Source organism: Acidovorax facilis (genome assembly GCF_050626955.1).
GTDB classification, from domain to species: Bacteria; Pseudomonadota; Gammaproteobacteria; order Burkholderiales; family Burkholderiaceae_C; genus Acidovorax; species Acidovorax facilis.
On the sequence record NZ_CP192460.1, the window covers coordinates 4,946,310 to 4,971,167 of the forward strand.

At 66.5% G+C, this 24,858-nt stretch carries 22 protein-coding genes; 8 read left to right on the forward strand and 14 right to left on the reverse strand.

The features are described 5' to 3' along the window. Nucleotides 1-13: 13 nt before the first annotated feature. The 3 genes from ACQ4MJ_RS22630 to sucC all read right to left on the reverse strand — a co-directional run bounded on the left by ACQ4MJ_RS22630 (nt 14) and on the right by sucC (nt 5,221). A complete protein-coding gene (locus tag ACQ4MJ_RS22630) occupies nt 14-2,644 on the reverse strand; it encodes a CHASE2 domain-containing serine/threonine-protein kinase (RefSeq protein WP_431151198.1) in 2,631 nt (876 codons plus the stop codon). Nucleotides 2,645-3,148: 504 nt separating this feature from the next. Further along, a complete protein-coding gene (gene sucD, locus ACQ4MJ_RS22635; RefSeq protein ID WP_056056609.1) occupies nt 3,149-4,045 on the reverse strand; it encodes a succinate--CoA ligase subunit alpha in 897 nt (298 codons plus the stop codon). Between the two features lie 15 nt (nt 4,046-4,060). Further along, on the reverse strand, nt 4,061-5,221 hold the full coding sequence (sucC, locus tag ACQ4MJ_RS22640) for an ADP-forming succinate--CoA ligase subunit beta (protein WP_056056610.1): 1,161 nt from the start codon (nt 5,219-5,221) through the stop codon (nt 4,061-4,063). A gap of 215 nt (nt 5,222-5,436) precedes the next feature. On the opposite strand from sucC, the gene argC reads away from it, so the two are divergent. Together argC and ACQ4MJ_RS22650 are read left to right on the forward strand one after the other, a co-directional pair. Then, nucleotides 5,437-6,369 carry an N-acetyl-gamma-glutamyl-phosphate reductase gene (gene argC, locus ACQ4MJ_RS22645; RefSeq protein ID WP_431151197.1) on the forward strand — a complete coding sequence of 311 codons (933 nt, stop codon included), beginning with the start codon at nt 5,437-5,439 and terminating at the stop codon, nt 6,367-6,369. 163 nt (nt 6,370-6,532) lie between these two features. Further along, complete coding sequence (locus ACQ4MJ_RS22650; RefSeq protein ID WP_431151196.1) at nt 6,533-9,226, forward strand: chemotaxis protein CheW; 2,694 nt, start codon at nt 6,533-6,535, stop codon at nt 9,224-9,226. Nucleotides 9,227-9,269: 43 nt separating this feature from the next. Here the strand turns inward: ACQ4MJ_RS22650 and recX are convergent, their stop codons facing one another. Then, nucleotides 9,270-9,749 (reverse strand): recombination regulator RecX, encoded by a 480-nt coding sequence (gene recX / locus ACQ4MJ_RS22655; protein WP_176887505.1) that lies wholly within the window; start codon nt 9,747-9,749, stop codon nt 9,270-9,272. An 82-nt stretch (nt 9,750-9,831) separates the two neighbouring features. Next, nucleotides 9,832-10,908 carry a recombinase RecA gene (gene recA / locus ACQ4MJ_RS22660; protein WP_121422935.1) on the reverse strand — a complete coding sequence of 359 codons (1,077 nt, stop codon included), beginning with the start codon at nt 10,906-10,908 and terminating at the stop codon, nt 9,832-9,834. Between the two features lie 141 nt (nt 10,909-11,049). Here recA and ACQ4MJ_RS22665 point away from each other — a divergent pair, with 141 nt between their 5' ends. Then, nucleotides 11,050-11,562: a MarR family winged helix-turn-helix transcriptional regulator gene (locus ACQ4MJ_RS22665; RefSeq protein ID WP_218300863.1), complete on the forward strand. Its 513-nt coding sequence runs from the start codon at nt 11,050-11,052 to the stop codon at nt 11,560-11,562. 6 nt (nt 11,563-11,568) lie between these two features. On the opposite strand, the gene ACQ4MJ_RS22670 is transcribed toward ACQ4MJ_RS22665, so the two are convergent. The 3 genes from ACQ4MJ_RS22670 to ACQ4MJ_RS22680 form a co-directional block, all read right to left on the reverse strand. Further along, entirely contained in the window at nt 11,569-12,096 is a 528-nt protein-coding gene (locus tag ACQ4MJ_RS22670; protein ID WP_218300864.1) for a Clp protease N-terminal domain-containing protein, read from the reverse strand. Between the two features lie 15 nt (nt 12,097-12,111). Further along, nucleotides 12,112-12,342 carry a helix-turn-helix domain-containing protein gene (locus tag ACQ4MJ_RS22675; RefSeq protein WP_121421570.1) on the reverse strand — a complete coding sequence of 77 codons (231 nt, stop codon included), beginning with the start codon at nt 12,340-12,342 and terminating at the stop codon, nt 12,112-12,114. A 70-nt stretch (nt 12,343-12,412) separates the two neighbouring features. Beyond that, the gene (locus tag ACQ4MJ_RS22680; protein ID WP_218300865.1) at nt 12,413-13,390 is read right to left on the reverse strand and encodes a LysR substrate-binding domain-containing protein; all 978 of its coding nucleotides are present in this window, start codon (nt 13,388-13,390) and stop codon (nt 12,413-12,415) included. 108 nt (nt 13,391-13,498) lie between these two features. Between ACQ4MJ_RS22680 and ACQ4MJ_RS22685 the strand changes: the two genes are divergently transcribed. Further along, nucleotides 13,499-14,464 (forward strand): Bug family tripartite tricarboxylate transporter substrate binding protein, encoded by a 966-nt coding sequence (locus ACQ4MJ_RS22685; RefSeq protein WP_121421568.1) that lies wholly within the window; start codon nt 13,499-13,501, stop codon nt 14,462-14,464. A 121-nt stretch (nt 14,465-14,585) separates the two neighbouring features. Beyond that, complete coding sequence (locus tag ACQ4MJ_RS22690) at nt 14,586-15,515, forward strand: N-formylglutamate amidohydrolase (RefSeq protein WP_431151195.1); 930 nt, start codon at nt 14,586-14,588, stop codon at nt 15,513-15,515. 30 nt (nt 15,516-15,545) lie between these two features. Here the strand turns inward: ACQ4MJ_RS22690 and ACQ4MJ_RS22695 are convergent, their stop codons facing one another. Genes ACQ4MJ_RS22695 through ACQ4MJ_RS22705 form a run of 3 tightly spaced genes read right to left on the reverse strand, consistent with a single transcriptional unit; the run spans nt 15,546 to nt 18,855 of the window. Beyond that, a complete protein-coding gene (locus ACQ4MJ_RS22695; RefSeq protein WP_176887500.1) occupies nt 15,546-16,736 on the reverse strand; it encodes a serine hydrolase domain-containing protein in 1,191 nt (396 codons plus the stop codon). A 50-nt stretch (nt 16,737-16,786) separates the two neighbouring features. Next, nucleotides 16,787-18,202, reverse strand: a complete 1,416-nt coding sequence (locus ACQ4MJ_RS22700; protein WP_431151194.1) for a sensor histidine kinase — start codon at nt 18,200-18,202, stop codon at nt 16,787-16,789. Then, a complete protein-coding gene (locus ACQ4MJ_RS22705; protein WP_176887498.1) occupies nt 18,199-18,855 on the reverse strand; it encodes a response regulator in 657 nt (218 codons plus the stop codon). The genes ACQ4MJ_RS22700 and ACQ4MJ_RS22705 overlap by 4 nt, the downstream gene beginning before the upstream one ends. Before the next feature lie 118 nt (nt 18,856-18,973). Here ACQ4MJ_RS22705 and ACQ4MJ_RS22710 point away from each other — a divergent pair, with 118 nt between their 5' ends. The 3 genes from ACQ4MJ_RS22710 to ACQ4MJ_RS22720 all read left to right on the forward strand — a co-directional run bounded on the left by ACQ4MJ_RS22710 (nt 18,974) and on the right by ACQ4MJ_RS22720 (nt 22,431). Continuing rightward, entirely contained in the window at nt 18,974-19,648 is a 675-nt protein-coding gene (locus ACQ4MJ_RS22710; protein ID WP_055394601.1) for a response regulator, read from the forward strand. Between the two features lie 223 nt (nt 19,649-19,871). Continuing rightward, nucleotides 19,872-21,323: a sensor histidine kinase gene (locus tag ACQ4MJ_RS22715; protein WP_176887497.1), complete on the forward strand. Its 1,452-nt coding sequence runs from the start codon at nt 19,872-19,874 to the stop codon at nt 21,321-21,323. 106 nt (nt 21,324-21,429) lie between these two features. Then, nucleotides 21,430-22,431 carry an MBL fold metallo-hydrolase gene (locus tag ACQ4MJ_RS22720; protein WP_431151193.1) on the forward strand — a complete coding sequence of 334 codons (1,002 nt, stop codon included), beginning with the start codon at nt 21,430-21,432 and terminating at the stop codon, nt 22,429-22,431. 45 nt (nt 22,432-22,476) lie between these two features. On the opposite strand, the gene ACQ4MJ_RS22725 is transcribed toward ACQ4MJ_RS22720, so the two are convergent. Genes ACQ4MJ_RS22725 through ACQ4MJ_RS22735 form a run of 3 tightly spaced genes read right to left on the reverse strand, consistent with a single transcriptional unit; the run spans nt 22,477 to nt 24,807 of the window. Further along, on the reverse strand, nt 22,477-23,214 hold the full coding sequence (locus ACQ4MJ_RS22725) for an SPOR domain-containing protein (protein ID WP_431151192.1): 738 nt from the start codon (nt 23,212-23,214) through the stop codon (nt 22,477-22,479). Nucleotides 23,215-23,260: 46 nt separating this feature from the next. Beyond that, nucleotides 23,261-24,208 carry a biotin--[acetyl-CoA-carboxylase] ligase gene (locus ACQ4MJ_RS22730; RefSeq protein WP_176887494.1) on the reverse strand — a complete coding sequence of 316 codons (948 nt, stop codon included), beginning with the start codon at nt 24,206-24,208 and terminating at the stop codon, nt 23,261-23,263. Beyond that, a complete protein-coding gene (locus ACQ4MJ_RS22735; RefSeq protein ID WP_431151191.1) occupies nt 24,205-24,807 on the reverse strand; it encodes an SET domain-containing protein in 603 nt (200 codons plus the stop codon). Before ACQ4MJ_RS22735 ends, ACQ4MJ_RS22730 begins: the two co-directional genes overlap by 4 nt. Between the last annotated feature and the right edge of the window lie 51 nt (nt 24,808-24,858).

Below are 24,858 nucleotides of genomic sequence, written 5' to 3' on the forward strand. Positions count from 1 at the left end.
GTTGGGGCGAGCGTCATCGGGCGCCTGAAATCGGCGGGGATGCCGCGCCCCGCCCAGCGGGTTGCTCCATCACGGTTCTCTGAAAATCCGCCATTTCATGCCCTGTTGCATCGCGGTCCGCATCATAGACGACTGCTCCCGGCTCCGGCGATCCCGCCTGTCCGGCTGCCACGCCCGCCTGCCGCAGGTCGGCGGCAAATTGCCGGCCCGTCTGGTACCGGGCCTCCGGGCGTTTCTGAAGGGCCTGGGCCACCACGCGCGCCGCGGCGGGGGAAAGCTCGGGGCGCAGTTGCCGAATGTCGGGCGCCTCCGTGTTGGCGATTTTGTGCATCAGCTCCGTCATCGACTCCCCGCGCAGCGGCAGCGAGCCCGTCAGCAGCTGAAACAACGTGACACCCAATGAGTAGAGGTCTGACCGGCCATCTACCTTCTTGCCTGCGAGTTGTTCCGGTGACATGAAACTCGGGGTTCCCAGAACCAGTCCTGTGCGTGTTTTGCTGGAATCCGTGATGCGTGCAATGCCAAAATCCGTCACCTTCACGGCATCCGTGGCGGCGTCGAACATGATGTTGGCAGGCTTGATGTCGCGGTGCACCACGTTGTGTGCGTGGGCGTAGTCCAGCGCCTCGGCGACGCGTGCTCCGATGGAAAGCACCGTGGCCACCGGTAGAAGATGCCCAGCATGGCAGGCCCGCGCCAGGTCTGCGCCCTTGAGGAACTCCATGGCGATGTAGGCCAGATCGTGTTCCTCGCCAGCATCAAAGATCGTCACGATGCAGGGGTGCTGCAGGCGCCCCGCCGTTTCTGCCTCGCGAAAGAACCGGGCTCTGGCGTCGATCAGTGCGTCGCCCTCGAACTCTTCGCCGAGCGCCAGGGTCTTGATGGCAACCACGCGTCCAATCTTTGGGTCTCTTCCCAGGTAGACCACGCCCATCGCCCCTTTGCCAATCTCCCTGTCTATCTGATAGCGGCCCAGCATCGGTATGCCGGTTGCGGCATCACCTGGCAGGCGCGGCGCTGGGGTGGGGGGAATCGATGCGGGTGTGCTGGACGGGGCGCCAGTTTCCTTCTGCAAGTGCGCCCGCACACGCTTGTACCGTGCATGGGCATCCTTGTATCCCTTGTTGTGCTGCAGAATGTGTTTGTAGACGGACTTGGCCTTGGCAAAGTTGCGCTTGCGCTCAAAGTCCTGAGCCAGGTGGTACAGGTTGTCCATCAGGGCATCGCTGGGCGGCACTCGGCGCAAGCGCTCGAAGGCCATGTCCAATTGGCCCTGCCCCTGCAGCGCAAGCCCCATCATGCGATCGGTTTCGGCGGTTTCCGCTGATGGGGGTGTACCTCTTGCGCCGAGCTTGCCCAGCACGGCAAAGGCTGTGATGCCTCCCAACAAAGCCAGCACGCCGGGCGCCAAAGGAATCCAGAGCCCTGCGTAACGCAGCAGGCCCCACTCAGTGGCGACGAGCAGGAGCAGGAGCCCTGCGCCCAGCACTCCCCCGGCTGGACGAGAGAGTCTCGGAAGGGCCAGCGCAACAAAGAGCAATGCTCCCAGTGCGCTGCCCCAGGACGCCGTCCATGCCCACTCAGGTCGTTGCACCCCGAGGCCCAGCCGTATGGCCGACAGCGTTTGCGCCAGCATCTCCACGGGATACATCGTGCGCGCGCTGGACTGGACCCATGGGGTGACCAGCGCGTTGCTTGTCTCACCCACCAGTACCACTTTGTCCTTGAAGTCCTGCGGCGGAATCTTGCCGCTGGATACCTGGGCAAAAGACACCACAGGGAATGCGGAGGCACCGTCCGGCGCTGCGTGAAATCGCGGATGCATCACCGCCGAACCGTCGGTCACAACGTGCAGCCCACCCATGCGAATGCCCTGAGGCTCCGTCTGAACCCGCAGTTCGTTTTGGCCCAGATGCAGACTGTGCCTCGCCGCGAGCAAGGCCAAGGAGGGCACGCCGACGTCGTCGTACCGCAGCAGAAGGGGAATGCCGCGAAGGTGACCATCTTCGTCCAGGGCGACCGAAAGATGACCAACGCCTGCCGCCACCGAACCGATCCCGGCTACCGGGTTTTGCGCCGATGTGGCGGGGATCGCAAAGCTCGCAGGGTTCGGCAAAACGCTGCGGTGCGCATAGGCGGGCAGCGGCGTGCGGGCACCGCCCGCCAGGGTGTAGCGCGAAGCCAGGAATACGTTGCCGGCCCGTTGCATGCTGGCGGCGAGGCGCGCGTCAGAATCCAGAGCCTTCTCCGCCTCGTCTACGGTGCGGCTCAACTCCGTCGCCAGCGGGGATGTGTCCCCCGCCCGCGCCATCGTGTCCCGCATTTTGCGAAGGTAGGCAAGGCCACGGTCGGACTGGGGTTCGGCAAAAGACGGGGTCAGGACAATAGTCTTGGCGCCAGCCGCCGAAAGCTGATCGATCAGCTTGGCGTAGACATCTCGTGACCAGGGGCCGTTGCCCAAGCTTTCAAGGCTGGCATCGTCGATGCCAATGATGGCAATTTCAGGCAACGGGGCCGGCGTGTGGATGCTGGTCGCAGCGTCATACACGCGGTACTCCAGCCACTTGAACACACCCGTGGCTGCGCACAGTGCAACCAGCACCGCCGCAGCCAATGCGCCCCGCAAACCATCGGTACGCCACATGCCAAGCCACCGCCCCGAGGTTGTTCGTCCCACTTGCTGATATTCCACTCTCTGTATTGAGAGCTGTTCAAAGCAATATTTAAGCCGGGGCTGCAGGGGGCTTGGTGTGACCCCCAACCGCATGCGACGGGTGGTTCATCGAGGATTCGATGGCGGTTCTTGTCGGGGCAGGCAGGACGCATGAATCGGGTGTGTCATTTTTGTCACCCGAATGCGACGAGCCACCCGGGCACACTTTGGCCCACCCATGCAAAAAGCGCCCGGAACCTTGGTTCCGGACGCTTTTTTTGGAGTTCGCGTTCCTCTGCGAGCCCTCAAGCCCAAGGTGTCCGCGGTGACGCGGACTTGTCACCCGAATGCGACGAGCCACCCGGGCACACTTTGGCCCACCCATGCAAAAAGCGCCCGGAACCTTGGTTCCGGACGCTTTTTTTGGAGTTCGCGTTCCTCTGCGAGCCCTCAAGCCCAAGGTGTCCGCGGTGACGCGGACGGGCGCAGCGAGATTTACTTCAGTTGGGCCTTGAGCAGCTTGCCCAGTTCCGAAGGATTGCGGGTGATGATGAAGCCCGACTCTTCCATGATCGCCAGCTTGGCGTCGGCCGTGTCGGCACCGCCAGAGATCAGCGCGCCAGCGTGGCCCATGCGCTTGCCGGGAGGGGCCGTCACGCCAGCGATGAAGCCCACGATAGGCTTCTTCATGTTGGCCTTGCACCACTGGGCGGCTTCGGCTTCGTCAGGACCGCCGATTTCGCCAATCATGATCACGGCATCGGTGTCTGGATCGTCGTTGAAAGCCTTCATCACGTCGATGTGCTTGAGGCCGTTGATGGGGTCGCCACCAATGCCCACGGCGCTCGATTGACCCAGACCGACTTCGGTCAGCATGGCCACGGCTTCGTACGTCAGCGTGCCCGAGCGGGACACCACGCCGATACGGCCCTTGCGGTGGATGTGACCGGGCATGATGCCGATCTTGATTTCGTCAGGCGTGATCAGGCCAGGGCAGTTGGGGCCCAGCAGCAGCGTCTTCTTGCCGCCAGCGGCTTCCTTGGCCTTCATCTTGTTGCGCACCATCAGCATGTCCTTGACCGGAATGCCTTCGGTAATGCAGATGGCCATGTCCAGGTCGGCTTCGACGGCTTCCCAGATGGCATCCGCTGCGCCTGCTGGAGGCACGTAGATCACCGACACGGTGGCGCCGGTCTGCTGGGCGGCTTCCTTGACGGAGGCGTAGATCGGGATGTTGAAGATCGACTCGCCCGCCTTCTTGGGGTTCACGCCCGCCACGAAGCAGTTCTTGCCGTTCGCGTATTCCTGGCACTTTTCGGTGTGGAACTGGCCAGTCTTGCCCGTGATGCCCTGGGTGATGACCTTGGTGTCTTTGTTGATGTAGATCGACATGTGTGTTCTCCGGGCTTACTTGACGGCAGCAACGATCTTGGTCGCAGCTTCGGCCATGGTGTCTGCAGCGATGATGGGCAGGCCGGACTCGGCCAGCATCTTCTTGCCCAGCTCTTCGTTCGTGCCCTTCATGCGCACGACCAGCGGCACGTTCAGGTTCACGGCCTTGCAGGCGGTGATCACGCCGGTGGCGATGGTGTCGCACTTCATGATGCCGCCGAAGATGTTGACCAGAATGCCTTCGACCTTGGGGTTCTTGAGCATGATCTTGAAGGCTTCGGTCACCTTCTCGGGGGTGGCACCGCCGCCCACGTCCAGGAAGTTGGCGGGCTCGCCGCCGAACAGCTTGATGGTGTCCATGGTGGCCATGGCCAGGCCCGCGCCGTTCACCAGGCAGCCGATGTTGCCGTCCAGGCTGATGTAGGCCAGGTCGAACTTGGAGGCTTCCACTTCGGCCGGATCTTCTTCGTCCAGATCGCGGAAGGCCACGATTTCGGGGTGACGGAACAGCGCGTTGGCGTCAAAGTTGAACTTTGCGTCCAGGGCCATCAGGTTGCCCTTGGAGTCGCAGTTCAGGGGGTTGATTTCCACCAGCGACGCGTCGGTGTCCATGTAGCATTTGTAGATCTTGGCGAAGATGTCCACGGCCTGATCGATCGATGCACCGGTCAGGCCGATGGCTGCTGCCACTTTGCGGCTCTGCGCTTCGGTGATGCCGGTCAGCGGGTCGATCATCTCGGTGATGATCTTCTCGGGCGTGGAGTGGGCCACTTCCTCGATGTCCATGCCGCCTTCGCTCGAAGCGATCAGGGCGACCTTTTGCGTGGCGCGGTCGGTGACCAGCGACACATACAGTTCGTTCTTGATGTCGGCGCCGTCTTCGATGTACAGGCGGCGAACCTTCTGGCCCTCAGCGCCCGTCTGGTGCGTGACCAGCTGCATGCCCAGGATGTCGCTGGCGCGTGCCTTCACGTCGTCAATGGTCTTGGCAACCTTCACGCCGCCGCCCTTGCCACGGCCACCGGCGTGGATCTGGGCCTTGACCACCCACACGGGGCCGCCGAGCTTCTGGGCTGCTTCAACGGCTTCTTGCACCGTGAATGCGGGAATGCCACGCGGAACGGGCACACCAAAATTGCGCAAGATTTCCTTGCCTTGGTATTCGTGAATCTTCATGAGGTCTCTCTCAGGGAAGGGTGGTAGTTACCCGTTTACCATGAACAGATGTCTGGCCGCGGGCTTGGGACATGGCAACCCGCGACTGTATCATGTTGCAACGCACCATCCTTGTGCCTAACTTACACCGTGGGCTGGGCTGGTAGCCTTCCCATCCCCCCTTTTTCTCTTTTCTATTCCGGCAGCCGCTGCCGCCTTTTTGCAGGAGCACCTCCATGTCCAAAGTCTTTATCGATGGCGAAGCCGGTACCACGGGCCTGCAGATCCGCGAGCGCCTGCAGGCCATGCCGCAGATCGAGCCGGTCAGCATTGCGCCCGAGTTGCGCAAAGACCCGGCCGCCAAGCGCGACCTGATCGCGGGGGTCGACCTGGTGGTGCTGTGTCTTCACGACGATGCAGCGCGCGACACCGTGGCCATGGTGGACGAGATCGAGCGCGGCTCGGGCCGCAAGGTCAAGGTGATCGACGCCAGCACGGCCCACCGCACGGCCGATGGCTGGGTGTACGGGTTTCCAGAACTCGCTGCATCGCAGGCGCAGGCGGTGCGCGACGCCACCCGTGTCTCTAACCCCGGCTGCTACGCCACGGGCGCGATTGCCATGCTGCGCCCGCTGGTGGACGCCGGCCTGATCCCTGCGGACTACCCTTTGAGCCTGCCTTCGGTGTCGGGCTATTCCGGCGGCGGCCGCACCATGATCGAAGCGTACGAGGCAGGCACTGCAGCGCCGTATGAGGCCTACGCCCTGGGCCTGACGCACAAGCACATTCCCGAGATCCTGCGCTACACCGGCCTCACACGCCGCCCGGTGTTCATCCCCGCCGTGGGCAACTTCCGCCAGGGCATGCTGGTGCAGTTGCCGCTGCACCTGGACCTGCTGCCCGGAGCCCCCAAGGCCAGCGACCTGCACGACGCGCTGGCCGGTCACTACAGCCGCACCAACACGCCCGAGCAGTGGGTCAGCGTACTGCCGCCCACCGATGATTTGAAGCTCGCCGCCGACACGCTGACCGACACCAACAAGCTGGAGCTGCGCGTGTTTGCCAACGAGCAATACCGGCAGGCCGTGGTCATTGCGCGCCTGGACAACCTGGGCAAAGGTGCCAGCGGCGCCGCAGTGCAGAACCTGCAGCTGATGCTCGGTCTCTGAACCGCTACGGGTTTCCCCACCCTCCTGTCTGCCCGGCAGGTTTTCGACGCGCCAGACCTGGCGCGTTTTTTCTATGGGCGTCCCCGGCGGAATCGTTTAAGCTGATTCCAGACCGCTGACCACGCCAGGCCCACTGGCGCACGCCGTATGTTTGGGGGGGCTGATGGGTTTTCCACTGTCTTATGACATCGTGGCGCCGCAGATGCGGTCGCTGCAGAAGCTCGAAGCTGCGTTGCAGCGCCTGGATCTTCGCTGGGAGGTCATCGACACCACTGCACGCATCGTGTGCCCGGGCGAGGCGGCGGGTTTCCTGCATACACTGGACCAGACGCGTACCGCGTTCGCCACGCTGGCCCAGGAGATGGTGGAGCACATTGCCACCACCCACCTGAGCAACCGCATGGGCGACCTGGCGTCCCGCGCCCAGGTGGCCATCGATATTCTGGTGCGCAACCTTTTCGAGCGCACGGCCGATGTCGGCTTCATCGCCACCGATGGACCGCTGGTGGCTTTTGTGGAGGCTGCGGCAGTCCAAGGCGACCCCGATGCCGCCACGCTGCTGCGCCAGCGGTTGCAAGAGTACCGCGCCAAATACACCGTCTATGACGACATCCTGCTGCTGGATGCCTGTGCCCATCCGTTGCTGGGCCTGCAAGACCGGCAGGTGACCGAGGCCTTGGTTGTGCAGGAGCCATCGTGGTGGCGGGGTGCGATGGACAGGCCCGGTTATGGCGAGCACTACGGTGCCTCGGGCTGGTATCCCGGCGAAGGCGATCTGCTGCTGTATGTGCACCGCGTTGTATCGGCGCAGGGGCGCGCCTGCGGGGCCGTGGTGCTGCGCTTTGGACTCCATTCCGAGCTGGAGTCGATCTTTGCCGACCTGCGCGACCCCGAGGACCGCGTGGCGCTGCTGCTCGTGGATGGCAGTGATCGTGTCATTGCGTCCAGCAAGCCCGCTGAATTCTCGGTGGGCGAGGTCCTGGCCACTGGCTCTCTGCAGTCGCTTGACGCCCGCCCTTGCACCCACCGGGGCCACGACTACCTGGCGCAGGCGCGCACCACCCGGGGCTACCAGGGCTACCAAGGCCTGCCCTGGCGGGCGGTGGCGCTGGTGCGGCTGGATGCGGCGTTCAAGGGCGAGCAAGGTATGCAGGAGTCTGCAGGGGGCGGTGGCGCGCCGGCGACGGCTGAGGCGGCGCGCATGGAGGTGGATGATCCCATGCTGCGCGCCATTGTGGAACGCGCCCGCGCCATCGAAGAAGGGCTTACCCGCGTGATCTGGAATGGCAAGGTGGCCGAATCGGCGGTGAGCGCAGGCTCGTCGATCCATGCCGTGTTTGACCAGATCGGGCGTACGGGCAAGGACACCATTGCCGTCTTCGACGGTGCCATCCAGGAACTGCGCGGACTGCTACTGGCAGGGCGCCGCGCCGAGATGAAGGCCCATGCCGGCCTGGCGGTCCGCATCATGGACCGCAATCTCTACGAACGTGCCAACGACTGCCGCTGGTGGGCGCTGTCCGAAGAACTGGCCCATGCGCTGGGTGACATCCAGGCGCGGGGCGTGCCCGGGCAATCAGCCGCTGCAGCACAGCGCGCGGCACAGATCCTCGCGCACCTCAACAGCCTCTACACGGTGTACCGGCGCGTGGCGCTGTTTGACCGCCAGGGGCTCGTGGTGGCCGTGTCCTGCGATGCCAACACGCTGCCCGCCGACCTGAAACTGGATGCCGACCTGGTCCGGCGCACTCTGGCCTTGCAAGGTTCGCAGGCCTACGTCGTGTCGCCCATGCAGCCGCAGGCGCTGGCCGATGGGCTGCCCGCCTATGTGTACTGCGCCGCGCTGCGCGCTGCGCCGGGCGGCCCGGTGGTGGGCGGCATCGCGCTGGCCTTCAACTGCGCCATCGAGCTGAAGGCCATGCTGCGCGACGCACTGCCGCAGGGCCAGGGCATGCGCGGCTTCTTCACCGATGCGCAGGGGCGCGTGCTGGCCAGCGCCGACGAGGATGGCCCGGATGCCGCTCTGGGCGGTGCGCAACCTGTGTTGCCTTTTGTGGCAGATATCGCACGGGCCGCAGTGCCACCCGCCGCCGCAGGGCGGCAGCCCGGGCAGGGCGCAAGAACTTCCTCTGCGGCGACTGCGTCTGTCCTGCCCGCCACCGCGCAGCGCGTGCACTGGCAAGGGCGGGACTATCTGGCGGGTGTGGCGGTCAGCACCGGATACCGGGAATTCAAGCGCGACGATGGATACCGGGAACCCGTGTACTCCGTATTGCTGATGCCCGTGCAGCCCGCCGTGGTCAGCGGCGGTGCCCTGGCCTTGCCGCAGTCATCTGTGCAGGGGGCGGGCGGCAATGTGCGCCGCTATGGTGTGGTGGCCTGTGGCGCCCTGCTGCTGGCCATTGACAGCATGCACGTGCAGCAGGCCATGTCGGCCGCGCGCCTGGTGCAGGTGCCGGGCCCGGCGCAGCTGGCCGGCATGCTGGAGATTGCCCACGAAGGCGGCACCCGCATGGCGCCCGCCTATGACGCCTGCCGCATTGCGGGCCTGTCTGCATTGGCCGACCCTCGGCGGGCCGTGGCGGTCGTGGTCAAGAGCCAGGGCCGCCCGGTGGTGCTGTTGGTGGAGCGTCTGGTGGGCGTGGTGTCGCAGGACAGCGTGCACCCTGTACCGGGTAGCGTGTCCGCACATGCCCCATGGATCACTGGCATCCTGAGCGACCGAGGCTCGGGCCAGGCCATCGTGTATGTGGTGGACCCCAATGGCCTGGATGCCCGGTGGGTACCCTTGCCACCCGAGGTGCTTGCGGCACCCTCAGCCAGCAGTACTGTTGCAGAGTTGACAACGCGGCGCTGACCGGGCCTGGCCTGGCCTAGCTTGCGGACGCTGCCTGGTTGGGTCAGGTGGCGCCAGGGTCTTCGTCATTCGTGTCGCCGTCCGTATCGCCACCAATGGCTTTCTGGATGGCATGCATCGTGAAGCCGCGTGCCATCAGGAAGCGGACCTGGCGCGAGCGTTCTTTCATGTCCAGCGGCACCTGGCCAAACTTGCGCTGCCATACCTCTCGGGCACGCTGCACCTCGGTGGCCAGCAGCGGGGCCGTGGCCTCGCGCACCAGCTCATCGGCCACTCCCCGGTTGCGCAGTTCCCGAACGAGGCGGGCTGCACCCAGGCGGGGGCCACGGCGGTGCACCAGGGATTGGGCCGCGCGCTGGTCGCTCAGCCAGTCCTGCTCCACCAGCAGGTCCAGCAGGGCGGCCAGCTCCTCGGGGCTCTCTGCATGGGGCGCCAGCTTGGCGGCCAGCTCGCTGCGGGAATGCTCCCGCTGGCTTAGCAGGCGCAGGGCCCGGCCCTTGAGCGAGAGCGTGGTGAACCCCATGAATCTATTTGCTTCAAATTTGATAGCTGCTAGCGCTTGCCAATCAAGCGCTAGAAGCCAATTTTGCTTGAAACTTCGGAGTTCACTCGTCCGCAGTGGCGGCAGGGGCCTGCAGTGCGCCAGGCAGCAGCGCAATGCCCAGGCCTTCGCGCACCTTGTTCTCGATCTCGCGGGCGAGGTCGGGGTTCTCGCGCAGGAACTCACGCGCGTTGTCGCGGCCCTGGCCGATTTTTTCGCCGTTGTAGGCGTACCAGGCACCGCTCTTTTCCACGATCTTGGCGGTCACGCCCATGTCGATGATTTCGCCCTCGCGGCTGATGCCCTCGCCGAACAGGATGTCGAACTCGGCCGTCTTGAAGGGTGGGCTCACCTTGTTCTTGACCACCTTGACCTTGGTTTCGTTGCCGATGGCTTCGTCGCCCTTCTTGATGGTGCCGGTGCGGCGGATATCCAGGCGCACGGAGGCATAGAACTTGAGCGCGTTACCGCCGGTGGTGGTTTCGGGCGAGCCGAACATCACGCCGATCTTCATGCGGATCTGGTTGATGAAGATGACCATGCAGTTGGTCTTCTTGATCGTGGCGGTGAGCTTGCGCAGCGCCTGGCTCATCAGGCGGGCTTGCAGACCGGGCAGGGCGTCGCCCATCTCGCCTTCGATTTCGGCCTTGGGCGTGAGCGCAGCCACCGAGTCCACCACGATCAGGTCCACGGCGCCGGAGCGCACCAGGCTGTCCACGATTTCCAGCGCCTGCTCGCCGGTGTCGGGCTGGCTGATCAGCAGGTCGGACAGCTGCACACCCAGCTTCTGGGCGTACTGCACATCCAGCGCGTGTTCGGCATCCACAAACGCGCAGGTACCGCCCAGCTTCTGCATCTCGGCAATCACCTGCAGCGTGAGCGTGGTCTTGCCCGACGATTCCGGGCCATAGATCTCGACCACACGGCCACGGGGCAGGCCGCCCACGCCCAGCGCGATATCGAGGCCCAGCGAGCCGGTGGAGACAACCTGGATGTCCTCGATCACCTCACCTTCACCCAGGCGCATGATCGTGCCCTTGCCAAACTGCTTCTCGATCTGGGCGAGCGCAGCGGCCAGGGCCTTGGCCTTTTCGGTGTTCACGGGCAATGCGGGGTTGGTGCCTTTGACTGCGACGTCCATGAGAAACTCCTTGAAAAACAACAGGTTGGATGCTTGCATCGCTCTGCGGTTAATCACAGGCTGGATGCTTGAACAGTAGTTTATGCGAGCTGTTGCAAGGTCTTCAAGGATAATTTGGTCAGTTTGCCTGACAATTCGGTGATGCCTGATTCGCCCCTTCCATCCCCTGTCGAAGACGGCTGGCGCCAGACCCACCTGGGTCGCCTCTTCGGCCACGCCATGCGGCGTTTTGACGCGCGCGTGCTGCAGCTCATGGCGCACAACGTGGAGGTGCCGCTGGCGCTGTCCAACCTGGCGGCGCGCGACCAGGTGACGGCCGCGCATGTGCACATCACCCGGCACCTGGCCTTGCAGGGCGACCGACTGACCGACCTGGCCCAGCGCGCGGGCATGACCAAGCAGGCCATGGCCAACCTAGTGGACCAGTGCGAGGCCTGGGGCCTGGTCACGCGCGAGGCCGACCCGCTGGACGCGCGCGCCCGCCGCGTGTGTTTTACGTCCACGGGGTTGGCCTGGCTGCAGGCGTTTCGCGATGCTGTGGCGCAGGCGGAGGCCGAGTTCCGGGCCGAAGTGGGCCATGACGTGGCCACTGTGGTAGCGATTGGGCTGGAAGCCTATGCGGGCGGCGATGGGGCGGGCATGTTGATGCGCTGAACCCGGCTAGTCGGCTGTACCCGTTGCGGTTGCTGTTGCCGTTGACACCTGGGCCTGCGCCACTGCCACCAGCTGGTCAGCGTCAATGCCCATGGCACGCAGCGTGCGTGCCGCCACGCCGTGCGGCATGGTGGCCACCGCTGCCACCACGTGGGCGCCCAGAAGGGGGCCGCCCTGGCTCTTGCGGGAGCGCGCCAGCGTCTGCATGACCTCCTGGCCCGATGGCTGTGCCCGGTAGAGGCCCGGGGCCGGTGGCGCGAGGGCTGGCGCCTGCGGCAGGGTTGCATCCAGCCCCACGCTGCGTAGCGCATCGCGGTACTGCTGCTCGATCGCATCCCGCACGGCGGCGGGTGCGACGCCCATGCTCTCCAGCGCACGCCGGGCCGACCCATCGGGAAGGTCGATGGCGGCCAGCAAAAAGTGCTCTGCCCCCGGTGCGGCTTGGCCGCTTGCGCGGGCATGTGCCTCGGCGCCGGTGCACAGGCGGCTCAGGGTGCGCATGCTCTGGAAGCGGTGCTGCAATTGGCGAAACATGGTGATAACTCCTTCTCAAGAACGGGGGCGCTGTGGGGCCTGGGGCATGTGGGGTGACAGGCGCTTGTGCGCTGCCTGCTTGCTCACGCCCAGGGCCTGGGCAATCTGTGCCCACGACCACCCTTGCTCCAGCGCCGCAGCCACGGCGGCAGCTTCCAGCCGGTCGGCCATCAGCCGCAAGGCGACTACGGCAGCCAGCGCGGCCTCGGGGTTGTCGGGTGAGGGGAGTGCGGGTGGCGCTTGCATTCGTCAACTATAGTTGACGAATAGCTCTATCGTCAACCCATGTTGACGACGGCCTGTTCACAGCGAGGCGTCACCGCGGAACGAGCGCGATCGGCCCTGCACCCGGTGTGGGTGGCGAAAGCACTGTCTCACCCCCGGGCGATTCACACGCCAGCAACCACTGTCGAAAGCACTGCAGCGCCTGCAGCTGCGTGCGGCCCTCGGGGTAACAAAACCAGTAGCCCATGTCGCTGCGGAAGCCGCCGCGCAGCGGATGGTCGGCAAGGGGCTCGCGCACCAGGCCCGCCGTGATTTCATCCTGCACCAAGCAGCGCGGTACCAGCGCCAGGCCCATGCCGGCCATCACCGCGCGGATCATGGTCTGGAACTGGTCGAACTGCGGCCCGGCCAGCGGGTCGATGAGGGCTTCCACCCCGTGCGTCTCGCTCCAGCGCAGCCAGGCCTCGGGCACCGTCACGTGGCGCATCAGTGTGTGATGGGCCACATCGCCTGGCGTGTCGATGGTCCAGTCGGCCACGCGGGTGCGCGGGGCGATCAAGGCCACCTCATTGCCCGTGATGTAGTGCGCGTGTGCGCCGGGCCAGTGGCCTTCACCGAACAGAATGGAGCAATCCAGCTCGGGCCGCTCGAAGTCGTAGCTGTGCACGTAGGGCACGAAGTGCAGAGTGACCTGCGGGTGCAGCTGCTGGAACTGCGGCAGGCGCGGGATGAGCCACTTGGCCGCAAACGTGGGCAGACTGGACAGGTGTAGCGCCCCGCCACCGTCGTCGCTGGTGATCAGCTCCAGGGTGGCGGCCTCCAGCTGCGCCAGTACCGCGCGCACGGCTTTCTCGTAGCGTTCGCCCGCGGGCGTCAGCGCCAAGCGCTTGCGGCTGCGCTCAAACAATGCCACGCCCACCCAGCCCTCCAGCTCCTTGACCTGCTTGCTGACCGCGCTTTGCGTGAGGTGCAAGGCCTCGGCAGCGCGCGAGACGCTACCAAACCGCGTGACCATGGAAAACGCGCGCAACAGGTGCAAAGGGGGCGACAGCCGACGAAGAGAGGACATGGTTGCTGGATTTAATCATTCCACAATGGAATGTTATCAGGCGTATCCATTGCTTGGTGGTTGTGTATGCCTCACTTAACCTTGTGGCTCCTTATAGGAGAAGAACCCATGCAACGCCGTCACATGCTCTCAGCGCTGGCCGCTGTATCTTTCGTTCCTGGAATGTCCTTGGCGCAAGAGGTCAAGCCTCTGCGTATCATCGTGCCCTTTCCCCCCGGCGGGGCTACCGACATCACCGCCCGCAGCTTGCAGGAGTCACTGGCCCGCATCCTCAAGCAGCCCGTGGTGCTGGAAAACCGGGGCGGCGCAGGCGGCTCCATCGGCATGGCTGAAGTGGCGCGGGCCTCTGCGGACGGTCTGACCCTGGGCGTGGCCACGTTGTCCACCCACGGCGTGAACCCCGCCGTGTACAGCAAGCTGCCTTACGATCCGATCAAGGACTTTGTGGGCGTGACCGAGATCGTGAAAGCGCCCGGCGTGGTGGTGGTCAACCCCGCCGTCCTGCCCGTCAAGGACCTCGCCGAGCTGGTGAGCTATCTCAAGGCCAACCCCGGCAAAGTGGCTTATGCCACTCCGGGCAACGGCACCATCGGACACATGTGGGGCGAGCTGTTCAAGCGCAGCGCAGGTGTCTCCATGGTTCACATCCCTTACCGCGGTGCGGGTCCGGCCATCAACGACGTGCTGGCTGGCCAGGTGGGGGTGTACTTTGACCAGGTGGCTTCCTCGCTGCCCCACATCAAGGCTGGAAAGCTCAGGGCGCTGGCCGTGTCGTGGCCGGTGCGGCTGGAAGTCCTGCCCGATGTGCCCACCTATGCTGCGGTGGGCTACAAACAGGCCAACGAGCCCTCCTGGTTTGGCATGGTGGCCCCGGCGGGGACGCCCGCCGCGGCCATAGACCGCATCCAGCAGGCCGTGGCCCAGGCCCTCAAGGAACCTGCCGTGCGCGAGCGCCTGGCGGGTCAGGGCCTGTACCCCTCCGGTACAACCTCCAAGGAATTCACCGCACAGATCGCCCGTGAGATCGAGAAAATGAAGGGTGTTGCCGCCTACGCCAAGGTGGTGCTCGATTGAACCCACACCGGGCCCGCGGGCCCGGCGGCCATAGCCGGGGAAGACCGTCACAGGGATAACCATGGTCTTCGCCCGGTCTGGACGGCTAGGCCAGCCGCCCCATTTTGCGCACACTCTGCCTATGCATTCAGCCTTGAAACTGATCCACCACCGCTTTCAGCACGCCCAACCGGGAGTCACCGGTTCACCCGGGCAGGCCACGCAACCATCTGCCACCGTCACTGCGGTGTCCGGCAGTACACCGCTGGTGCTTGACTCTCCCCACAGCGGCACTCAGTACCCCGCCGACTTTGGCTCTGCCCTCGCTTTGGCCACCCTGCGCCGTGCGGAAGACACCCACGTCGAAAAAATCTACGCCTTTGCCCCTGCGCTGGGCGTGGCCTGGGTCGAGGCCCACTTCCCCCGCATCTACCTTGATGCCAACCGCGACACCACCGAGCTGGATACCAGCCTGATCGACGGCGAATGGACCGACCCCATCTCCACCGACCCCAAGGTGCTCAGCAAGGTGCGCCTGGGCAAGGGCCTGATCTGGAAGTTCACCGACGAGGGTGAGCCCATCTACCACCGCCAGCTCACCGTGGCCGAAGTGCGTGCGCGCATCGACCAGTGCTGGCGCCCCTACCACGCGGCAGTGGCGCAGGCCATCGATGCCGCCCATGCGCGCCACGGCTACAGCATTCACCTCAACTGCCACTCCATGCCCGCCGTGGCCGGGCGCTTTGCCACCGAGTTTCCGGGCCTCGAACACGCCGACTTCGTGGTGGGCGACCGCGACGGCACCACGGCCAGCCCCGCGCTGTCCGCACTGATCTGCGATCACCTGCGCGCGTGTGGCTACAGCGTGGAATACAACCACCCCTACAAAGGCGTGGAGCTGGTGCGTCGCTATGGCAACCCTGCGCAGCAACGCCACAGCATCCAGGTCGAGATCAACCGCAAGCTCTACATGGACGAGCGCACGCTGGCGCAGGTGCCCGAGGGCATGGCGCGGCTGCAGGCCGACCTGCAGGCGCTGGTGCGCAGGCTGCTCGCGCACGATCCGCGCTGACGGGGGGCGAGCCGCTTTCAGAACCGCTTCTCAGGCCAGCAGTACAGAAACGCTTTCGTACAGCAGCGCGATGCTGTCCTCGGTGGCGATGTTGCTGTGCGCAAAGGCGGCGCGCGACCCGTCCATGGCCACCAGCGACAACGCCTGAAACCCGCCGGTTTCACCCGTGTGCAACAGCCAGCCTGCGCCCTGCATGGCGTGCGTGATCCACCCCAGCGCATAGCGGTTGGCAGGAGCGCGTGCCAGCTCTTGCAGCCCCTGCAGGTAACTGCGGGGCAGGGGCGTGGCGTCACCCCTGAGGGCGTGCAGGTGCCATTGCAGCCACAGGGCGTCGTCCCGCGCGGTCAGGCTCACGGCGCCGGCTGGGTTCAGGATTTCCAGCCATGCGCGCTCGGGCGCCCCGGCCAAGCTTTGGGGCTGTAGTTGCCCACCTTCCAGTGCATGGCCTGCGGGCTGGTCGCTACCCCTTCGCAAAGGCTCGCCGACGAACAGGGAGATGCCCAGCGGCTGGGCCACGCGCTGGCGCAGCAAGTCTGCCCAGTCCTGCCCCGTGGCGGCGCGCAGCATGCGGGCCGCCAGCGCATAGCCAGCGTTGGAGTACGCAAAATCCGGGTCGGCCCCCGTGCCCCGGACAGGGGCCTGGCGCAGCAGCCACTGCAGGAAGAAGTCCTCCACTTCGGCGGGCGCTTGCAGTCGGGTGAGCACGTCGGTGCCCACTTCGCCGAGGAACATCGCCACATCCTCCGGTTTGTTGAATGCCATCACACCCGCGCGGTGGTCCAGCAATTGCCGCAGCGTGACACCCTGGTAGGCGGGCAGGGCCTCGCGGGCCAATCCGGGCAGCGTCTGCGCCAGCGTGCTGTCCCAGCGCAGCAGGCCCTGGTCCACCACGCTGGCGGCCACACACGCCGTCATGGCCTTGGTGTTGGAGCCAATTGCCATCAGGTCGCCACGCTCCAGCGCGGCGGTGCCGCCCAACCTGCGCAGCCCGGCCACCGCCACCTGGGCGCGCGTGGAATCCGTCCAGCCGGTGGCCGCTCCCACAACGCCTTGGGACACCAGCTTGCTGGCCTGCGACTGCAGGCGCTCCAGCAAGGCGTCAGCGCCATCGTCGCTACCGCCGCCACAGGCGGTCACCAGGGTGCCCAGGCCAGCTGCGGCCAGCCAGCGGCGACGAGAGAGGACGGCGCCGCGCGCCGCAAGGAAATTCAGGAAGTTCATGGCATCTCGCAAAGAAAAGATGCCCGATTGTTGGAACGCGAACCTTGGGCCTACCCAAAGGTCTCAGCTGGCCAGCGCAGCGTGAAGCCCACGCCCCGGCCCTGCAGGCCCGTGCCGACAGTGACCCGCCCGCCCAGGTGTCCCATGGCCTGCTGCGCGATGGTGAGCCCTAGGCCGGAGCCGCTGCTGCGCGCGCGTGGCGAACGCCAGAACCGCTCGAAGACCCGTGTCTGCTCGCCGGCCTCAATGCCTGGGCCGTCATCGGCAATCCAGACCACCACGTCGCCACCGTCCTGGCTCACGCGCAACTGCACCTCGTGCCCGGCGCCCGGTCCGCAGCCATGCTTGAGGGCGTTGTCCAGCACATTGCCCAGCGCCGACCACAGCAGCTGGCGGTCAAAGGCCAGCACCCAGGCATCGGGCCCTTCGAGCGACAGCTCCACGCCCGTCTCGTCCGCCCAGCGCATGCGCTGCGCCAGGCAGTCCTGCAGCAAGGCCATCAGGTCCTGCCGTTCGGCGCTGGGGGGCGGGGCTTCCTCCAGCGCAGCCAGCGTGAGCAATTGCTCGCTCAGGTGGGCCGCGCGCTCAACGGCGTGCATCAGCGCCTCAGAGGCCCGCGCCCGCGCGGGGCCCTCGGGTGCCTGGAGAAGCATGTGGGCCTGGGTGGCAATGACTGCCATGGGCGTGCGCAGCTCGTGGGCCGCGTCGTGCACAAGCGCCTTCTCACGTGCCAGGTGGGCGCGCAGTCGGTTGAGCAAGTGGTCGAATGCCTGGGCCAGCCCGCGCAGTTCGCGCTCGGGGGGCAGGTCCTGCAGGGGGCGCAGGTCGTGGGCAGAGCGCGCCGCGATCTGGGCACCCAGCCGCGCCAGTGGGCGCAGGCCCGTGCGGACGGCCAGCCACAGCGGCAGTCCCACCAGGGGCAGCGCCAGCAGCACCGAGGCCGCGAGGTCTTCGCCCATGAAGCTGAGCAGGCGCGCGTCGGACAACAGGGGCTCTGCCACCAGCACGCGCCACGCGCCCGAGGTTTCCCACGCGGCCCAGTGCGAGCGCCCTGCAATCACCAACTTGGCGTGGCCGGACGGGCCGGCCAGGGCAACGGCGGGGAGGTCGGCGGCGCTGCTATGAAACAGCTGCCCGTGCGTGTCCTGCAGCTGCAGCACGACTTTCTCGCCCTGCAGCAGTTCCACGTCCAGGCGCATGGCGTTGAACGTCTGTGCCGTGCCGCGCACCAGCGCGCGGGCTTCCACCGGGTCGGGCATGGAGGCCAGCGGCACTGCCAGCCCCTGTGCCAGCTGGCGCACGCCCGGGTTGGTGCCCATGGTCTCGTAGTGGGTGTAGGCCATCTGCGCCAGCAGCACCAGCCACACCAGCCCCATGGCTGCAAGCAGCGCCAGCAGGGTGCGCCGCGTGAGGCTGGGGCCCCACCAGCGGTTCCATGCGCCGTGTGCAAGGACAGGCCACTTCATGGCTGCAGCCGGTAGCCCACGCCGCGCACCGTGACCACGCGCTGGGCGCCAATCTTCTTGCGCAGGTTGGAGATATGCACCTCCAGCGTGGCGGCGTCCAGCGCATCGCCCAGCGGTTCGAGCCGTTGGGCGAGCACGTTCTTGGCGACCACGGTGCCGGGCTCGCGGGCCAGTTCCACCAGCAGGCGGAACTCGCGCGGCGACAGGGCCAGCAGGGCGTCGCCCTGCCAGGCCTCATGCCGCCGGGGCGCAATCCGCAGTGTGCCCAATGTCCATTCCTCGCAGGCCTGGCGGGCGCTGCGCCGCAGCACCGCGTGCAGGCGCGACAGTAGCTCGGGCACGTGAAAGGGCTTGAGCACATAGTCGTCCGCACCGGCGTCCAAGCCGTCCAGCCGGTCCTGCAGCGCCGTGCGGGCAGTGATGACGATCACGGGCACCGCGAGCCCCGCGCGCCGCCAGTGGCGCAGCAGCGCCATGCCCTGGCCGTCGGGCAGGGTCAGGTCCAGCAGCACGGCGGCAATGTCGTTGGCGTCTGGCACGGGCGGCGTGGCGGCCACGCTACGCAGCCATTGCACCGTGAAGCCGTCCAGCTGCAGGGCCTGCAGCAGCGCTTGTCCCAGGTCCAGATCGTCTTCAATGAGCAGGATGTGCATGGCGGTGATTGTCCCCGCCCAAGCTTGCACGAAACCAAAGACCAGGCGGGAGCCAGACGCCTAAAATCACAGCACAGGCGCGGCACCAGACCGCCGCCACCTCACCAGGAGACAACGCATGCGCATTCTCATTGCCGAAGACGACCAGGTGCTGGCCGATGGCCTGCTGCGCACCCTGCGCGCCTCGGGAGCCGTGGTGGACCACGTGGCCAGCGGCACCGAGGCCGATGCAGCGCTCCTGACCAACAACGAATTCGACCTTCTCATCCTGGACCTGGGCCTGCCCAAGATGCACGGGCTGGAGGTGCTCAAAAAGCTGCGCGGCCGAGGCTCCGCCTTGCCCGTGCTCATCCTCACCGCCGCTGACAGCGTGGAAGAGCGTGTGAAGGGCCTGGACTTTGGCGCCGACGACTACATGGCCAAGCCCTTCAGCCTGCAGGAGCTCGAAGCCCGCGTGCGCGCCCTCACGCGGCGGGGAATGGGCGGCACCAGCAGCGCCATCAAACACGGCCCGCTGGTGTACGACCAGGCCGGCCGCGTGGCCACCATCGACGGCAAGATGATCGAGCTGTCGGCGCGCGAGCTGGGCCTCTTGGAGGTGCTGCTGCAGCGCGCGGGCCGCCTGGTGAGCAAGGAGCAACTGGTGGAGCGCCTGTGCGAGTGGGGCGAAGAAGTCAGCAACAACGCCATCGAGGTCTACATCCACCGGCTGCGCAAGAAGATCGAAGGCGGGCCCATCCGCATTGCTACCGTGCGCGGCCTCGGCTACTGCCTTGAGAAGATTCCAGGATGAAGATGCACCCCCTGAGTCGCCTTCGGCGCCTTCCCCCTGAAGGGGGACGCACCCGGTGGCCTGGCGAAGCCAGTTCCACGGGTGCACTGGCTTGGGCTGCGCCAGTTTCGCAGGCTGTGAGCTGCGATTGCGTGCTGATGAATGCTCATAAAAATATAGCTACTGGCGCTTGATGGATAAGCGCTAGAGGCCAATATCATTCAAAAACACCACGGCGAACGCCTTGAAAATATTCCAGCGAGAGCAGCGATCCCTGTTCGGCGAAATCCTCGACTGGATGCTCACGCCGCTGCTGCTGCTGTGGCCCGTCAGCCTGGCGCTGACCTGGCTGGTGGCACAGGGCCTGGCCAACAAGCCGTTTGACCGGGCGCTCGAATACAACGCCCACGCCCTTGCCCAGCTGGTGGGCGTGGCGGGCAACAAGGTGCAGTTCAACCTGCCCCAGCCTGCCAGCGAGATCCTGCGGGCCGATGAGTCCGACATCGTCTACTACCAGGTGCTGGGCCCCGGCGGGGAGTTCCTCTCCGGCGAGCGCGAGCTGCCCGAGCCGCCCGCCGACGAGGTGCCCATGTCCGGCGAGGTGCGCCTGCGCGACGGCGAAATGCGCGGTATCGAGATCCGCGTCGCCTACATCTGGGTGCGCCTGCCCTTGCCAGATACCCCCGTGGCGCTGGTGCAGGTGGCCGAAACGCGCGAAAAGCGCAGCGTGCTGGCCACCGAAATCATCAAGGGCGTGATGCTCCCGCAGTTCGTGATCCTGCCGCTGGCCGTGTTGCTGGTGTGGCTGGCGCTGGCGCGGGGCATCCAGCCGCTCAACCAGCTGGAGCAGCGCATCCGCGCGCGCAACCCCGACGACCTCTCCCCGCTGGACGACCGCACGGTGCCGCTCGAAGTGGCGCCGCTGGTGGCGTCGGTGAACGACCTGCTGCAGCGCCTGAACGACTCGCTGGCCACGCAAAAGCGCTTTCTCGCTGACGCGGCGCACCAGCTCAAAACACCCCTGGCAGGCCTGCGCATGCAGGCCGACCTGGCCCAGCGCGAGGGCACCAGCACGGAAGAGCTCAAGCGTTCGCTGCAGCAAATTGGCCGCTCCAGCATCCGCGCCACACACACCGTCAACCAGCTGCTGGCGCTGGCGCGCGCCGAGGGCAGCGGCGTGGGTTTTGCCCGCCAGCCGTGTGACCTGGCGCGCCTGACCATCGAGGTGGTGCGCGACTCGGTGCCGCGTGCCCTGGAGAAACACATCGACCTGGGCTACGACGGTGCCGAGCCCGGCGCGCCCGGCGTGATGCTCGACGGCAACCCCACGCTGCTCAAGGAACTGGTGCGTAACCTGGTGGACAACGCCCTCAACTACACCCCTTCCACGCCCGACAAGCCGGGCGTGGTCACGGCCCGCGTGCTGGCCGATACGTTTGGCCATGTGCTGATGCTGCAGGTCGAAGACTCCGGCCCTGGCGTGCCCGAGGCCGAGCGTGAGCTGGTGTTCCAGCCGTTCTACCGTGCGCTGGGCAGCGAGGCCGACGGCTCCGGCCTGGGCCTGCCCATCGTGCTGGAGATCGCCAGCAAGCACGGCGCCGAGGTCACGCTCGAAGACGCACGCCCGGGCCAGCAGCCGCCGGGCGCGCGCTTCAGCGTGCGTTTTGCCGCGCGCGATGAGGTGGCGGGCGGCTGAACAGCACCGCCCGAATACGGGCACGCCGCAGGGGCGATGCACTACACCCCGCCGCCCCGCGCTGGGCTGCGGCATCATGCGACCTCTTTGACCCCAAGCTGCCACCATGCCTCCATCACCCCGCCGTTTTGTCAACACCCACCCCGGCGTCGTCATTGGCAATTTCCCCTGGTACGAGATGGTGTGGCGCTCGCTGCGCGGCGATTTCAAACCCCGCTCGGACCCCGCCGGGGGCTATGAAGCCTTTGCCCGGCAGTGGAGCGCGCCCGTGGACCACGCGCGTCTGGCGCAGCGCCCGCAGGCACCGGTCGTCACCTGGCTGGGCCATGTGTCCATCCTGCTGCAGGTGGCGGGTCTGAACGTGCTGATGGACCCGACGCTGTGCGGCTTTGCCGGGCCACTCGGCCGCTTTGGCGCACCACGCCGCGTACCGGCACCGCTGACCCCCGAGCAGTTGCCGTCCATCGACGTGGTGCTGATCTCGCACAACCACTACGACCATCTGTGCTACGGCACCTTGCGCCGCCTGCGCGACGCGGGCCAGTCGCCGCGTTTTGTGGTGCCCCTGGGCCTGGGAGGTTGGTTCACCCAGCGCGGCATGGGCCCCGTGACCGAGCTGAACCGGTGGGAACACACCGACATCGCCCCGGGTGTGCGGGTGCACTTCACGCCCGCCCAGCACTGGAGCCGCCGCACCCCGTGGGATACCAACGCCTCGCTGTGGGGCGGCTATGCGCTGGAATGGGCGCGCCCGGACGCTGGGGACCCCTGGCGTTTTCTGTTTCCGGGCGATACGGGCTACAGCGACGACTTCAAGGCCATCCGCCAGCGCCTGGGGGCCGTGGATTTCCTGGCCCTGCCCATCGGCGCCTACCTGCCGCGCGATTTCATGAAGCCCATGCACGTGAACCCCGAGGACGCCGTGCAGCTGATGCTGGATGTGGACGCCAAGCAGGCCATGGGCGTGCACTGGGGCACGTTCATGCTGACGCAGGAGGCGTTTGACCACCCTCCGCGCGACGTGGCCGCTGCACTGGCGCAGCGCGGCCTGCCGCAGGACCGGGTCTGGCTCATGCGCCACGGCGAGACGCGCGCCGTCCCGATGTGACAACCGGCGGCGCAAGCGATGGCCCTGCCATCGCAGCTGCTGCGGTTACGCGCAGTTGCGCAGCGTCTTGCCCGCCATGGCGCTGCGTAGCGCATCAAACTGCGGGCGCAGTGCGTCGGTCACGGCGGGCAGGCGCAGCGTGAAGCCGGGGGACTCGGGCCGCTCCTGGATCACGCGGGCCGTGCGCACGCCCTTGTTGCCCAGGTTGGCCAGTTCGCGCTCTGCGGCCTCTTTGGACGAAAAACGGCCGAGCGAGAGGCCGTATTCCAGTGTGCCGCCTGCCCGGTCGTGGTCTACCTTGCGGGCTCGCAGTTCGGCGCGTTTGCGGTCCAGCGTTTCCAGGTCTTCAAAGCGGCCCATGTAGACCATCCAGCGGCCCGGGATGGGCGTGGGCTCCAGCAGCCAGCTGCCCGGCGGCAGGTTGGCGGCGGCGGTACGCAGGGCGTCGGCCTGGCGCTCGTCAAATACACCGGCCTGCAGGCATTCGGCGGTATCGGCAGGGGGTGGGGAGGAGGCGGCGGAAGACGCCACGTCGGCCGATGCGGTGGCCGTGCCGGGGGTGGAGGGAGAGGGCGGGGGGGAGGACGAAGAAGAGGAGGAGGAAGAGGTTTTGCTGGGGTTCACACGCAGGATCTGCAGCGTCTCGGGTCGGATCTGCTGGTTCATGCGCTGCGGCTCGGCCTGTACCTCGGGGGCAAAGCCCCAGTCCTTGAGCAGCCCTTGCGACCACGCGTAGTAGCCCGCGTTGGCCAGCAGCAGTGCGATCACGGCAAGACGGAGCATGGAGCGCGGCCTTTCAGGAACATCGAGATCAACAAAGGGAGCTTTTTCACACCGGAGGCACCGCAGTGGGCCGCACGCTGATTTCGGAACTCGTGATGGCTTGCATGCCGCCCGCAGTGTGCACCAGCAGCGCACCATCGTCCCCCACGCCGTGCGCCGTGCCGGTGTGGCCGTCGCTCAGCGTCACGGCTCGGCCCTGCAGCACATCGCGGGCTGCAAAGCGGGGCTGCATGGGGCCAAAGCCGTAGCCCTCGAACGACTGCAGCATGGCCACCAGCGCGGGCACGATGCGCAGCAGGGCGGAGGGGGCGTCCAGGCCGGGCTCTACGTCCTGCAAGCTGCCGGGCGGCATGCTCATGCCCTCGGCGCTGCGCGGCAGCACGTTGATGCCGATGCCCACCACCACATACCGTGCGGTGCTGGCACTGGCTGTTGCAGCAGAGGCTGCCTGGGGCGCCACAAAACTCGCGGTCTCCACCAGGATGCCGCCAAGCTTGCGGTCACCCGCCGTGCCGCCCAGCCAGAGGTCGTTGGGCCACTTGAGCCCCACACGCGCGGGCTGGTCGGCGCCCAGAGCGGGCAGCACGGGCTGCAGGCTTTCAGCCACGCTCACCCCCACAGCGAGCGAGAGACCCGACCAATCCTGCGGCGCCAGCGGCAGCCCCAGCGACATCATGAGGGATGGTATGGCCCCCACGCTTGCCGCTTCGCGTGCGGCGCTGCCCCCCAAGGGGGCCTTCGCAGCTTGGGGCGGCCCGGCGCTGCTCACATCCACACCGCTTTGCCACACCCGTCCCAGCCGCCCGCGCCCGGCGGTCTGCTGCTCGGCCACCAGCAGCGTGGGCTCGCACTGGCCGTTGCGCGCGCGGCGCATCAGCTCGGTGTTGGTGGAGTCGATGGTGGGCAGCACCTCGACGGTAAAGCCCGGTAACAGCGGTGACACCGCTTCCCAGATGGCCTCGGCGGGCCAGCGGATGGGGGAGGCGGCGCTCACTGGCTTCGGCCCCGTGGCTTGGTGGTTGAAGGCGCTTTGGGGGCTTTGGCTTTCTTGGCGGAAGACTGGGCTGGAGAGGGTTTGGATGGTGGCAACGGCACCGGTGGTGCCCAGCCACGCTTGGGCGCCAGCAGCGTGCCCCGGCAGTTCTTGCTGCCGCACCAGCAGGGGTATTCGGCCTTGAGTTTCTTGGTGTAGCGCTCTTCGATGATCAGGCCGTAGTCGTAGTTCAGCTCTTCGCCCGCCTTGATATTGCGCAGCGCGGTGATAAAAATGCGGCCGTCCCGCTCATCGGCGTAGCAGTTGGGGTTGCAGCTGTGGTTGATCCAGCGCGACGAATTGCCGCCGAACTTTGCGTCGATCACGTGGTCTTCATCCACATGAAAGTAGAACGTGTGGTTGGGTTGCAGGGGGTCGTGTGGGTGCCGGTCCTGCGCTTCCTGCCAGCCAATCACTTCGCCCGTGTACTCCACAAGGACTTCGCCTTCCGCAATATCCTGCACGGCAAACACGCCCTTGCCATGGACGCCAGAGCGCCGGGTCTGGATGCGGCGGCCCGGTGCAAGGGTGGGGGCGGCAGGCGATGCGGAGCGGGGCATGGCAAAAACTCTGTTAACTTGATAGTGCACACATGTGTGCGTGCGCGTGTA

Bases quoted from the DNA above. Each gene is read 5' to 3' on its own strand.
- ACQ4MJ_RS22630 (WP_431151198.1), bottom strand. From the start codon at position 2,644: ATGTGGCGTACCGATGGTTTGCGGGGCGCATTGGCTGCGGCGGTGCTG.
- sucD (WP_056056609.1), bottom strand. From the start codon at position 4,045: ATGTCGATCTACATCAACAAAGACACCAAGGTCATCACCCAGGGCATC.
- sucC (WP_056056610.1), bottom strand. From the start codon at position 5,221: ATGAAGATTCACGAATACCAAGGCAAGGAAATCTTGCGCAATTTTGGT.
- argC (WP_431151197.1), top strand. From the start codon at position 5,437: ATGTCCAAAGTCTTTATCGATGGCGAAGCCGGTACCACGGGCCTGCAG.
- ACQ4MJ_RS22650 (WP_431151196.1), top strand. From the start codon at position 6,533: ATGGGTTTTCCACTGTCTTATGACATCGTGGCGCCGCAGATGCGGTCG.
- recX (WP_176887505.1), bottom strand. From the start codon at position 9,749: ATGGGGTTCACCACGCTCTCGCTCAAGGGCCGGGCCCTGCGCCTGCTA.
- recA (WP_121422935.1), bottom strand. From the start codon at position 10,908: ATGGACGTCGCAGTCAAAGGCACCAACCCCGCATTGCCCGTGAACACC.
- ACQ4MJ_RS22665 (WP_218300863.1), top strand. From the start codon at position 11,050: ATGCCTGATTCGCCCCTTCCATCCCCTGTCGAAGACGGCTGGCGCCAG.
- ACQ4MJ_RS22670 (WP_218300864.1), bottom strand. From the start codon at position 12,096: ATGTTTCGCCAATTGCAGCACCGCTTCCAGAGCATGCGCACCCTGAGC.
- ACQ4MJ_RS22675 (WP_121421570.1), bottom strand. From the start codon at position 12,342: ATGCAAGCGCCACCCGCACTCCCCTCACCCGACAACCCCGAGGCCGCG.
- ACQ4MJ_RS22680 (WP_218300865.1), bottom strand. From the start codon at position 13,390: ATGTCCTCTCTTCGTCGGCTGTCGCCCCCTTTGCACCTGTTGCGCGCG.
- ACQ4MJ_RS22685 (WP_121421568.1), top strand. From the start codon at position 13,499: ATGCAACGCCGTCACATGCTCTCAGCGCTGGCCGCTGTATCTTTCGTT.
- ACQ4MJ_RS22690 (WP_431151195.1), top strand. From the start codon at position 14,586: ATGCATTCAGCCTTGAAACTGATCCACCACCGCTTTCAGCACGCCCAA.
- ACQ4MJ_RS22695 (WP_176887500.1), bottom strand. From the start codon at position 16,736: ATGAACTTCCTGAATTTCCTTGCGGCGCGCGGCGCCGTCCTCTCTCGT.
- ACQ4MJ_RS22700 (WP_431151194.1), bottom strand. From the start codon at position 18,202: ATGAAGTGGCCTGTCCTTGCACACGGCGCATGGAACCGCTGGTGGGGC.
- ACQ4MJ_RS22705 (WP_176887498.1), bottom strand. From the start codon at position 18,855: ATGCACATCCTGCTCATTGAAGACGATCTGGACCTGGGACAAGCGCTG.
- ACQ4MJ_RS22710 (WP_055394601.1), top strand. From the start codon at position 18,974: ATGCGCATTCTCATTGCCGAAGACGACCAGGTGCTGGCCGATGGCCTG.
- ACQ4MJ_RS22720 (WP_431151193.1), top strand. From the start codon at position 21,430: ATGCCTCCATCACCCCGCCGTTTTGTCAACACCCACCCCGGCGTCGTC.
- ACQ4MJ_RS22725 (WP_431151192.1), bottom strand. From the start codon at position 23,214: ATGCTCCGTCTTGCCGTGATCGCACTGCTGCTGGCCAACGCGGGCTAC.
- ACQ4MJ_RS22735 (WP_431151191.1), bottom strand. From the start codon at position 24,807: ATGCCCCGCTCCGCATCGCCTGCCGCCCCCACCCTTGCACCGGGCCGC.